At 53.5% G+C, this 13,799-nt stretch carries 1 protein-coding gene; it reads left to right on the top strand.

The window, feature by feature from the left end; translation table 11 throughout:
• Positions 1-234: 234 nt before the first annotated feature.
• Positions 235-13,713, top strand: coding sequence for a putative Ig domain-containing protein (locus tag PG871_RS14285; RefSeq protein WP_270730374.1), 13,479 nt, complete (start codon positions 235-237; stop codon positions 13,711-13,713).
• Positions 13,714-13,799: the final 86 nt, after the last annotated feature.

The raw sequence follows: 13,799 nt of genomic DNA, 5'->3' as shown, positions 1-13,799 counted from the left end.
TTAAATGGTGGATAGTCTCATATACTTATGAGGTTTTTATGTGGATGGATCAGGGAGATCAGCCTTCAGACGTCGCGACAGTGAAATTTGCTGGAACGCTTTTAGTGACCCGCCCGTCCTAAGCACAGGATTGGGAAAGAACGGCTTTTTAAAGTAAATATTTGCAAAAATCCCAAAAACGCTGAAAATATTTAGAAATTTTGAACATAGTTTTTAGCATGGGTGGTCAATCGCTTGACGCGCTTCTTTGTCGTTTGGGCTCTGGTCGTGGGTCTTTTCCTTGCGTCTATCGGCGCGGTTGCCGCTGAGGAGCCGCCAAACAACGATGTTGCATCGTTCGATACTGCAATCGTGGGGGTTCCATTCGAGCAACAAGTTCTGCGTTCAAGTGTTTCTGGCGAGCGAACTGTAACCGTTGTCGAAGGATCACTACCCTCTGGATTGACTCTGGAAACCGACGGCACCTTGCGCGGTACGCCGTCTGCACGTGGTGAATTTGAATGGGTGGTTTTGGTCAAAGACCCTGGTGCTGCGCCAGTCCGAAAGCGTTTCCGAATGTCCACCCGGGGCGTGTTCGACCGACCACCTGAGCCGAACTCTGTGTTTGATGTACTTTTTGCGGGATCAATACTCACAGCGCTTGGCTTGAATGCGGAAGATGGCGCGCTTAACGCGCCCGGACCGGTCGGCCGTTTGGTGGATACCAGCAAAAAGGAAACGGACAACGGATTTGAGATAGAGACGAAGTTGGACGATGTTCAGGGCGGTCGGGCATATTCCTACTTGATCGACGTCGACGGGCGAACTCCGCCTTATTCCTTCGAAATGACCGGGGGCGAATTGCCAACCGGGCTGTCCTTGTCTTCAGATGGGCTGGTGTCTGGTACGAGCTGTGACCGTAGCGGCAATTACAAATTCGATATTCGGATTGTTGATGCCGACGGTGAAGTCGGCGAGTTCGAAGGTAACAAAGATCTTTCAATCAAGATGAAGGACGGTGGCGAGGATTGCGACGTCGAGTTCTATCTGTTGCTGCCGCTACAGCTCCCCGAAGGGTTTTATGGCGAGTTTTACTCCCGGCTTTTCTTCATTCTGGGGGATAGCAATGACTATTTCTACGAGCTTAGCTCCGGCGTTTTGCCACAAGGGATGAGTATGCAGAGCTGGGGGCAGCTTCGCGGAACACCGGAAGAAACCGGAACCTTTCCGATTGTCGTTACCGCGTGGAAGGATGACGACCGGGACGAAGCTGTGGCGGTCAGAAGCTATGACTTGGTCATTGTGGGCAATGAAGGGTTGGACCTGCTCCCGGAGTCATTGCCCGACGGTGATTTTGGCGTCGGCTACTCCGAGACACTGACTGCGCAAAACGGCGATGGAAACTACACATTCAGTATTGAAAGTGGGCAGTTGCCGGATGGAGTTTCGCTTTCAAGCAGCGGGCAGATTTCTGGCGTGCCAAATGAGACCGGATCGTTTTCGGTGACCTTTCACGTTGAAGACGGGCAGTCAAACGAAGGCGGGCGAGGCTATAGTTTTGACATCCTGCCACAAAGCGATCTGTTGGCGATTGTGCCGACCACTTTGGCTGATGGGACATTTGATCAATTCTATTCAGAAGCCTTGACGGCATCCGGAGGCGAGGGGCCTTACGAATTTGCAACGGTTTCTGGCGCGTTGCCAGATGGGGTCGTTTTGGAGACGGATGGAACACTGTCGGGGATACCCGATGAAACAGGGACTTTTTCATTTGCTGTGGAAGTTGCGGATGTGCACGGCAATGACGGACGGCAAGAGTATAATTTGGTCGTTGATCCGGTAGACGGTTTGATCGAGTTGCTGCCGGAGACAATTCCAGGAGCGAGTTACGGCGTTTCATATTCCGTGACGTTGTCGACTGAAGGCGGCGTTGCTCCTTATACCGGAACGATGTCAGGCGATCTGCCTCAAGGCATCACGTTTGACAGTCCCACGGGCAAAATCAGCGGAATCCCTGAGGAGACCGGTACCTTTGATTTTTCGGTGACTGTTACCGATGTACACGGCAACACCGGAACAAGAAGTTACCAGTTAGTCGTGGCGCCAATCGACAGTTTGGAGATTTCTCCTGAAGGACTCAACAACGCTGATTGGGGCGTCCCCTATAGTGCTCTGCTTACTGCCGACGGCGGCGATGGAAGTTATGAGTTCACGCTTTCGACAGGCGCACTTCCGGCCGGAATTTCTTTGGCCTTGGATGGGACGATAAGCGGCACACCAACAGAAACCGGAGCATTCAATTTCGAGGTTGCTGTTGAGGATGGGCAAGGCAACACCGGGGATCGCACGTTTGTTTTGGTGGTCGACACGATCGACACGTTGACAATTGCACCGGCAACTTTGGGCCAAGCGACCTTTGGCCAGAGTTATTCTCAGCTTTTGACGGCCAGCGGTGGTGACGGCGTTTACGAGTTCGTTTTGTCTAGCGGTGCACTTCCAGCCGGTATGACGTTGAGCAGCGACGGTACCCTGTCTGGGACGCCTCTGGAAACCGGGACATTTGATCTTGAGGTCTTGGTTACTGACAGCAACAACAACACAGGTGTTGTGAGCTATTCTTGGCTGGTTGTTTCCGTCGAAGACCTGTTTGATTTGACGCCGCCTGTATTACCTCAGGGTACCTACGGTGTGTCATATTCTGTGGTTATTGACACCACCGGTGGTTTGGCTCCGTTTACTGGCGTGATCAGCGGTGACCTTCCGGCGGGACTAACATTTGATACAGGCAACGGTCGGATTTCCGGCATCCCAGCGGAAAATGGTGATTTTCCGGTAAGCGTGGTCGTAACAGACGGCCAAGGCAACACTGGCACACAAGATTACGTTCTTCAGATCGTGCCGATTGCGACGCTAAGTATTGCGCCACCGGCGTTGGGCAGCACGGGTTTTGGGGATCCATTCAGTGCGGAGTTCACGGCGTCCGGTGGGGCCGGTGGATATCAGTTTGCGATTGTCTCCGGTGGTTTGCCCGCGGGATTGATTTTGACGCCTGCGGGCGATCTGTCCGGGACCCCAACGGAGACAGGTAATTTTGAATGGACGTTGGTGGTTGAAGACAGCGCAGGTAACACCGGCACTCGGAACTATTCTTTGATCGTTGATCCGATTGATACGCTTTCGATCCAACCCAGCTTTCTTGACAACGTAGCCTATGCCGACCCCATTAGCGTGACTTTGACGGCCGATGGCGGTGACGGAAACTATCGCTTTGCAGTGGCAAGCGGCGTTCTTCCTGTTGGCGCAACTTTGGCCAGCGACGGGTCATTAACAGGCGCGCCGTTGCAGACCGGCGATTTTGATTTTCGTGTTGCTGTGGATGATGGCCAATCAAACACGGGGCAAATTGATTATACGCTGACTGTTAATCCGAATTTGGGCTCTTTGGAAATCTCGCCGGACACGCTGGAGGAGGGAGAATATGGCTCCGCCTACACGGCCAGTTTTGGGGCATCAGGCGGAGATGATCCCTACATTTTCTTTCTGAACGGAGCTCTGCCAGCGGGTTTGAGCTTCGGTGGCGGAACAATAAGCGGCACACCGACGGAAGTCGGGAGTTTTCCTCTGACCGTCACGGCGGAGGATTCCCAAGGGAACACCGGCACGCGAGACTATGTGCTTGTGATCAACACGAAATCGAATTTGGAGATTTCTCCGGCGGATCTGCCTGTAGGTGAATTCGGAGCCAGCTATTCACAACTCCTGAGCGCAAGTGGGGGAGATGGCGCCTACACATTCTCAGTAGAAAGCGGTGCGTTGCCAGAGGGTGTCACGCTTTCGGCGGCTGGCAACTTGTCTGGAATACCACTGCAAACGGGGACATTCTATTTCGATGTCGCAGTTACGGACACTATCGGCAGCACTGGTTCGCGCGGCTATGCGCTGAGGATCAATGCGATCACAACTTTGGATATAGCGCCGCCGAGCTTGCCAAATGGTGCGTTTGGGAGTGCCTATGCGCAAAAGCTAGCAGTGACTGGTGGGGATGGAAATTATCTTTTCAGTGTGAGCGGGGGGACTTTGCCTCAAGGCATTAGCCTAACTTCTTCCGGCGAACTTTCGGGCACGCCTGCGGCTGTGGGGACGTTCAATTTCACGATCGATGTCGTGGACGGAGAGGGAAATACAGGCACGCGAAGCTATTCATTGCAGATCGAGGCAGTCGCCGGTTTGCTAGAACTGGCGCCCACGACGCTACCTGCAGCGATATACAACGCACCGTATGCTGTGTCGGTTCAGGTCTCGGGGGGATTGGGGCCATATTCCGGGACATTGACCGGTACCTTGCCCGCAGGCATGACATTTGATCCGGCCACATTACAGTTTTCTGGAACTCCCATCGAAACCGGGAATTTCCCGTTGACGGTGGACGTGTCGGATAGTCAATCAAACACCGGTTCAATCGACTACACACTGGCTGTTGATCCAATAACCAATCTGCCTATCACGCCCAGCACGCTTACCAATGGGACATTCGGCACACCATATGCCGAAACACTGAATTCCAGCGGTGGTGACGGTAGCTATAGTTTCACAGTTCAATCAGGGTCTTTGCCGGCGGGGCTCAGCCTTGGCCTTGACGGCGCTCTGTCAGGCACGCCAACGCGCGCAGGCCAATACAATTTCTCCGTTCAAGTCATCGACGGCCAGCTCAATACCGGGATGCAGCCCTACACGCTTGAAATCGAAACAATCGACACCTTGTCCATTGCGCCGGCGTCGCTTGTCTCCGGCCGGTACGGGACAGCCTATTCCGAAACACTGGTGGCCAGCGGCGGGGACGGTTCTTATTCGTTTGCACTGACATCTGGCCCATTGCCTGCCGGGATCACTCTTAGCGCGGATGGAGCTTTCTCCGGCACGCCTTTGGAGACCGGCAGCTTTCCAATTTCCGTAGCGGTGGCAGACAGTGGCGGAAACTCTGGCGACGCCTCATATACACTGGTAATTGATCCCGCTGTCGGGCTGGTAGCTATTGCGCCTGCTGTGATGCCAGATAGTACGTTCGGGCAATCCTATTCGCTTTCGCTGAGTTTTTCTGGTGGGGACGAGCCTTACACACCTGCGGTGGTTGGCGCTTTGCCGACGGGAATAACATTTGATACGGCTCTGGCGAGGTTTACGGGCACTCCCATTCAAACCGGCACTTTCCCGTTGACCGTGAATGTGGTCGATCAATGGGGCAATAGTGGCACCATCGCGTATTCGTTAGATGTCGCGTCGGTGACCGATCTTGTCATCTTGCCGGATGATTTGAACGATGGACAATACGGCGTCTCGTACAGCGAAACGCTGACCGCAACTGGCGGCGATGGCAGCTATGGGTTTGCCGTGACATCGGGGGCGTTGCCGGCAGGGGTTACCCTGTCGACCGGTGGTTTGTTGCAAGGAACACCGACGCAAACCGGCGATTTCAATTTTGTTATTCAGGTGACTGACGGGCAAGGCAACACCGGCGACGGCACCTATTCGATCAAAATCGCAACCATCGATACGCTGGCGATATCACCGACCACAGCGACAGGCGGAACCTATGGTGCAGTCTACAGTCAAACTTTTTCTGCCACGGGTGGCGATGGCAGTTATAGCTTTGCAGTGCTTAGCGGAGACCTTCCGTCAGGCGTGACAATGTCATCTACTGGAGTTGCCAGCGGCACACCTTTGGAAACTGGCGTGTTCGGTTTCGACCTGTCCGTGCAAGATTCTTCAGGCAATACCGGCACCCAAACCGTGAGCCTGACTGTGGCGCCTGTAACGACGCTGGTGGTGCAACCAGCAACAGTGTCTGATGGTACTTTTGGCGTAGCTTACAGTAGCGCACTTTCAGCGTCAGGCGGAGACGGAAATTACTCCTTTGCCGTTAGCGCTGGTCTGTTGCCGCAAGGGATGACGTTGGCTGCCGGGGGGCTATTGTCCGGCACACCCACGCAAACGGGACCGTTTAACTTTGATGTCACCGCCACCGATGGACAGGGCAATACAGGTGTTCGGTCTTATACAATGTCGGTGAATACCATTACGTCACTTGCGATTTCTCCGGACAGTTTGCCCAATGCCATTTACGGTGCCGCCTACAATCAGACATTGCAGGCCTCTGGTGGTAACGGACGCTATCGATTTGCTTTGAATTCCGGAGCTCTGCCGGCGGGAGTCAGTCTGAGTCCCTCAGGGCTAATCGCCGGAACACCCACCGAAACAGGCGACTTTTCTTTCGTGGTTCTGACGATGGACGGCGAGTTCAATACCGGCACCAAATCCTACACAATTACTGTCGATCCTGTTGCAACGCTCACGATTTCTCCAACGACGATCCCTGGGGCAACGTATGGAATGGCATATAGTCAAAATCTAGCAGCAACAGGCGGGGATGGCAGCTACAACTTTGCGCTCGCAGCTGGGCCGTTACCAAGTGGCATGACTTTGGCGGCAAATGGGACGCTGTCCGGGACGCCCGTCGAAACCGGATCTTTTGCGATAACAGTCTCGGTTGAGGACGGGCAAGGCAACACTGGCAGTCAGGGGTATACCCTTGCCGTTGTCGCGTCCTTTGGGATAATCAATATTACTCCGGCCGCCTTGGCCGATGGCGTGTCAGGACAGGTCTACTCTGCGTTTTTGAATGCTGCCGGTGGGGATGGCAATTATACAGGCGCAATTTCCGTCGGCGCCTTACCCGCAGGGCTCACGTTTGATCCAATCGCACTGTCGATTACAGGAATACCGTCGGGGCTGCCGGGAACCGCAAATTTCACGGTAGAAGTGGTCGACGGGCAAGGAAACACCGGTGAAATTGATTATGCTCTTACAATTGCGCCAGCGTTTGGTTCGCTTTCGATTGATCCGGACACACTCGGAAATGGCGACTATGGTGCGGTCTATACACAGGTGTTTTCAACGTCGGACGGAACTGGACCGTACACGTTTTCGCGCGCTTCCGGGGTGTTGCCGACAGGTGTAACTCTGGCGGCGGACGGTACATTGACGGGCACTCCGACCGAGACTGGCAATTTCAATTTTGTTGTTGAAGTTGTGGACAGTCTGCTCGCGACGGGAACCGCGTCATATACTCTGACCATTGTACCTGTGACGACCTTGGTGGTTTCTCCGACGTTACTGGGGGACGGAATTTATGGCGTGGCCTACGCCGATCTGTTTACAGCAACCGGAGGCGATGGCAGCAATAACTTCGTAGAGACATCCGGCAACTTACCCAATGGGATGCAGGTTCAGTCAAGTGGTGCAATTGACGGCATTCCTTCGGAAACGGGTACCTTCAACCTTACGGTGACGGTGGAGGACGGGCAGGGCAACACTGGCAGTGCTTCTATGCCCTTGGCCATTAATCCAGTTGTGGACCTATTCAGTCTGACCCCCACCACGTTACCAAACGCCACGTATGCCGCGTCTTATGAAGTCACAATCGACACGACCGGTGGCGTTGCGCCTTTCACCGGTGCGCTTACTGGGAGTTTGCCGAGCGGGGTTACGTTTAACACCACCAACGGAAAGATTTCCGGTGTACCAACTGAGGTGGGGAGCTTCCCGGTCAATATTGTCGTCACGGATGTTCATGGGAACACGGGATCGCGCGGGTATACTTTGGTGGTTAACCCGATAGAAAACCTGCAAATTTCACCGGATGCGGTGGCGGATGGCGTTTACGGGACCAACTATACCGAAACCTTTGGTGCCGCAGGGGGCGCCGGGGGCTATGGCTTTGTGGTGAGTTCCGGATCGCTGCCTACAGGGGTGACTCTGGCAGCAGGAGGCGAGTTGTCGGGGGCACCAACTGAGACCGGAGAATTCAATTTTACTGTGACGGTCACGGATAGCGAAACCAACACTGGGACCAAGTCGTACGCGTTGACTGTTGCGCCTGCGGATGTAATTGCGATTACTCCTACTGCGGTGCCCGGTGGCAGCTTTGCTGTTGCGTATTCGCAGGTTCTGACAGCGACGGGTGGCTCTGGCGGATACACCTTCCAACGGTCATCAGGAGACTTGCCGAATGGCGTGACATTGGCCGCCAATGGCACCTTGGCAGGAACGCCAAGTGAAACAGGTAGTTTCGATTTTGTTGTCGGCGTGACGGACAGCGAAAACAATACTGGAAGCCAAAGTTACACACTTGCCATTGATCCGGTCGATGGCTTGTTTGACCTCACACCAAGCAGTCTGTCGCAGGCCACATATGGCCAAAGCTACAGCGTGACCATCGACACCACAGGCGGGGTGGCTCCGTTCGTCGGGCAGGTGGCAGGAGCATTGCCTGTAGGGGTGAGTTTCGACACAACCACCGGAAAAATTTCGGGTATACCTACGGAAACAGGGGATTTTCCCATCACGGTCACAGTGACGGATGTGCACGGCAACACCGGCCAACGTGACTATACTTTGACTGTTTTGCCGGTGAATAATTTGGAGATTTCACCTGCCAGCCTAAGCGACGGTGTTTATGGCGAAGCTTACTCGGAAACACTAACAGCCAGCGGAGGCGACGGAACATATCAGTTTGATGTGTTAGCTGGGAGCCTGCCTTTGGGACTGACGTTGACGGCGCAAGGGGTGCTAAGCGGAACCCCAACCGAAACTGGTGCGTTCAATTTTCTCGTACGCGTGCAAGACGGACAAACCAACACAGGTACGCGGCTTTATGCGCTGCAAATTGACACCATTTCATCACTTACCGTTTTGCCAGCGACGTTACCTGATGGCGACTATGGCGTGGCCTATGCAGAGGCTCTGACCGCGTCAGGTGGCGACGGAAACTACAGTTTCTCTATATCCTCCGGTGCATTGCCTGATGGGTTGAGCCTTGCATCGAATGGCGCGCTGTCAGGGGCACCTACTGTGACCGGCATCTTCAATTTCACTGTCGCAGTAGAAGATGGACAGGCGAACACCGGCGGCCTTGTCTATACAATCGAAATTCGTGCGGTATCGGGCCTGTTGACGATTGCGCCTTCGACTCTCGCGGACGGTCAATTTGGCACAACTTATATCGGTTTATTCATCGCAACAGGAGGGGACGGGGCCTACTCCTATACGCTAACCGGCGATTTACCCGCCGGTATGGCTTTTGACGGGGCGACGGGTTTGTTGGGCGGCGATCCACAGGAAACCGGCAGTTTCGAATTCGAAATTGGTGCTCAGGACGGGCAAAGCAACACAGGTCAGCGGTCTTATTCTTGGACCGTGGCACCGATCACAACTCTGAACATTACCCCGAGTGCTTTGACCGATGGCGTTTTCGGAACGCCGTATACTCAAACACTCACGGCGTCCGGAGGCGTGCCCGCTTATGAATTTAGTGTGACCGAAGGTGTTTTGCCCGACGGACTCAGCTTGTCGGCCAGCGGGGAGTTGAGCGGAACGCCAATTGAAACTGGAAGCTTCAATTTTGAGGTCACGGTGATTGATGAGCAGTCCAATATAGGTAAGCAAAACTTTTCGTTCGCTATACAATCGCTCACCAATCTGGCCATTGCGCCGGCAAGTTTGCCTGCGGTTGATTTTGGCGCAAGTTATTCCCAAACGTTGACTGCATCCGGAGGAGACGGGACCTATGAGTTCTATGTTATTTCAGGAAGTTTGCCGGCAGGGATAACGTTGTCGGTAGCAGGTGGGCTGTCAGGGACACCGTCACAAACAGGGAGTTTTGCGTTCCAGGTTTCCGTGGTCGATGGGCAAAACAACTCTGGAACGATTGGGTACACTTTGGTGGTGAATCCTGTGTCAGGCCTGATTGAGGTTATTCCGGCAGACTTGCCAACAGGTAGCTTCGGCACCGCATATGTCGCGTTGATCCAAGGCAGCGGCGGGGTGGAGCCCTATACTTCGGTCATGACTGGCACCTTGCCGTCAGGATTGGTTTTTGATGCTGCGGCTTCCGGAATTTCGGGTCGTATTTCGGGTATTCCAATCGAAACGGGTCAATTTCCGGTCAGTGTGGTGGTGACTGATGCAGAGGGCAACTCCGGCACCCGAAGTTACACGCTCGATATTCAGACGATCGACACTTTGGAGATTTCACCAGCATCATTGAGCCCCGTCACCTACGGTACAGGGTTCACGCAGACGTTGACGGCAACTGGCGGCGCGGGCGGCTATGAGTTCCATGCAGTCAGCGGAAGCCTTCCTAGTGGCGTTGTATTGGCTTTGGACGGCACTCTTTCCGGTACGCCTGCGGAAACCGGAACCTTTGAGTTTTCCGTGCAAGTGACCGACACACAGGCCAACTCAGGTACTCGATCGTATTCGTTGAGGGTGGATCCAGACACAGATTTGGAGATTTTGCCAAATACATTGCCAAACGGCAGCTATGGCGCTGCCTATTCGCAAGCGCTTAGTGCGACTGGCGGCGATGGAAATTATGTTTTCGCAAAGGCGAGTGGGGACTTGCCGGCTGGGGTTGGGCTTGCAATTGATGGGAGCCTGTCCGGAACACCATTGGAAACAGGGGTGTTTAGCTTTGATGCCTTTGTTCAGGATGGTCAGGGCAATGAAGGCACACAAGCGTTGACGCTGACCGTCTTGCCGCAAGTTGGTCTCGTTGACATCACACCGGTAAGTATTCCTGAAGGCACCTTTGGCCAAGCTTACTCTGTTCAGTTCTTTAACGACGGCGGTGCCGCGCCTTATACAATGACCTTAACCGGCACATTGCCTAACGGAATAGGATACGTTGCCCGAAGTGCAACGCCGGCAGGGGAGCTGACAGGCCTTCCGACGGAGACGGGAAGTTTCCCGTTCACATTGAATGTCACCGACGATGAAGGAAACACCGGATCCCACAGCTATACATTGATCATCAATGAAGTTACCGATCTCGTAATTCAGCCTAGCGACCTCGCAGACGGTGTATTTGGAGATGCCTATTCGCAAAACTTGAGCGCGACAGGCGGCGATGGGAACTATACGTTCTCACTGACATCCGGCGATTTGCCTGATGGCCTTGCGTTGGCCGCAGGGGGTGCGTTGACCGGTGTGCCCACACGCAATGGAGATTTCAATTTCTCAGTCTCGGCCCAGGACGGTCAAGGCAACACGGGCCAGCGTACTTATTCGGTTAGAATTACGGCACGCACCGATCTAAGCATTACTCCGACGAGTTTGCCGGATGGCACCTATGCAAATAGTTATTCCGTTTCTCTGAATACGACTGGAGGGGCTGGATCTTACGTCTATGGCGTCTCATCTGGGAATTTGCCCTCTGGTTTGACGCTAAGTCCGGGTGGCGAGATATCTGGCCTTCCTCTTGAGGCGGGGCCATTTCCTTTTGATGTCCAAGTTTTCGACGAAGAGGGCAATTCTGGCACGCAGAACTTTACGCTGGTTATTTTGCCGGTTGAGAATGGGCTCCCTATAACGCCCTCCACATTGCCGACAGCGCGCTATGGATCATTTTATAGCGTGGTGTTGAGCACGGGCTTTGGTGTTGCTCCCTATACTTTTGAAGTCCAAGACGTCGTCGCTGCGAGTGCTGACCGCGTATTTCAAGACGGGCTGTCTAGGAATATAGGCAGCTTGTCTGACGGCGATGAGGTCTTTTTTGGCATCCCGGTTTTGACTGGCTCATTTCAATTGGTGGCTCGAGTAACGGATTCTGTGGGCAACACGGGCAGCCAATCCTATACCCTTGTCGTTGAACCGGTTGATGATTTGGATGTATCGCCGGACGATTTGCCGGCGGGTGCCTATGGTTCTCCGTTCAGCCTTAAATTTGAGACCGCTGGAGGCGACGGAAATTACAGTTACAGCCTCGGAACTGGTGATCTCCCGACTGGCGTGAGTCTGCAAAGTGATGGTGAATTAGCCGGTACTCCGACCGAGACTGGGGACTTCAATATCCGGATTGATGTAATTGATGGACAATCAAATACTGGTTCGCAACAGGTTGTTGTTCGGATTTTGCCAGCAGCGGTTTTGACAATTTCACCTGAGACGCTGTCAGATGGAACATATGGTTCTCTCTACGCAGCGAGCCTTTCGGCCTCAGGCGGTGATGGAAATTATTCATTCTCGGTTGGAAGTGGCGATTTGCCTTTGGGGCTTGATCTGGCATCAGATGGGACGTTAACCGGCACGCCAGAGGACACCGGGAGTTTCGAATTTACCGCTGACGTTATCGATGGGTCGGGCAACACGGGCAGCCGTGACTATGTGTTGCTAATCGCATCTGTGGACGGATTGTTGACCATTTCGCCAGCCGCACTGACGGAAGGTACCTACGGCGAGCCTTACAGCGAGGTTTTGACTGCGAGTGGGGGCAACGGAAATTACACATTCACCTTATCAGCCGGAGCGCTACCGGACGGAATAGACCTGACGTCTGCTGGTGTTCTGCAAGGTGCACCACTCGAAACCGGAACTTTTGCTGTGACAGTTGCTGTGGTGGATTCAGTAGGCAACACTGGTGTTGCATCCTATTCATTAGAGATAGATCCGGCGCTAGGGATTTTGGATATCTCTCCGGATGTGTTGCCAAGTGGCTCCAAATTTGAAGAATATAGCCAACAGTTGTCGGCAGATGGCGGAAGCGGGGTTTATCAGTTTACTCTGGAAAGTGGAGTCTTGCCCACTGGTTTGACTTTGGGGGCGGAAGGACTTCTGTCGGGTACACCTGAAAATGATGGTGATTTCAACATTTCGATTGGTGTGATTGACAGCGAGGGCAACACAGGGCTCATCAACTATAGTTTCGTCATTGAAGATCGCCGACCCGATCCGACAACTGATCCGGATATCGCCGACCTGATCGAGAAACAATTTGGTATGTCGATGCGAATTTCAGACGGGTTCAGCCGCAACATACTTCGCCGTACCGAAACTCTTCACTACAAACTGAATTGCCTTGGTTTCGAAGATAACTGTAACGATCTTGGGGTCTGGATTGAGGGAGAATATACCGAAGCCGATGATGAGACGCAAAGCAGTCATAGCTTTGGAATTGACTTTAAAATCAATGACAATCTTTTCGCTGGTGTTGCTTATTCTCACGCTGCCGCTGCCGCTCGAATTGGATCGTTGGGAACGTATTCCGAGGCTGACGCTCATTCGCTGGCTGGCTATTTTTCCTTGAAGTTTCAGGACACATTTTACCTTGATGGAACGATAGGGCACGGCGAATTGCGCTATTCAGATACGAGGGTGGATGCGACGACGGGCATTACCGAATTTTCAAACCGAAGCGGGAATAACAGTTTCCTCTCCATGAAGCTTTCAGGTGATTACACTTTGGAGTCTCAAACGATCCTGTCACCGTATTTGCGCTACGATTGGCGACGGACCAATTTGGACAGCTACCAAGAGGGTGGGGCGGGGCCTTTTGCCTTGGGATATTCACAATCTGATCAGACGGTCCAAAGACTGGCCGTAGGTTTGAAAATGCGACGGATAATTGTACGACCCTGGGGTTCGATGATTGGTGAGATTCAGGCCGAAATTGGTCATGACTATCGAGGCGGGTACCAGCAAGGCATTTACTATTTGGACGACCCGGCGACCGTCTACACTTTGAGACAAAAGAGGACAGACAGTACCCGCGGGGCGATCGGGGTTGGTCTTGATGTGCGACGCGGCAATGCCCAGTTTGATTTCGACCTCTTTGTAACGCAGACCACAGCAGATCCGTCTCCAACGGTCACTTTGGCCGTAGGCGCCAGCATAGAGTTTTGATTGTACAGAAATGGGATTGGCACAAATTCGCCTCCACACGGATGTCGCTGACCACCCAATCGATGTCAGGCGATAAGTGAAAGTCT

The sequence above is a fragment of the Shimia sp. Alg240-R146 genome (assembly GCF_947331465.1).
GTDB lineage: Bacteria > Pseudomonadota > Alphaproteobacteria > Rhodobacterales > Rhodobacteraceae > Shimia.
Note: the sequence above shows the minus strand (reverse complement) of the source record. Positions and strands in the feature narration are given on the sequence as shown.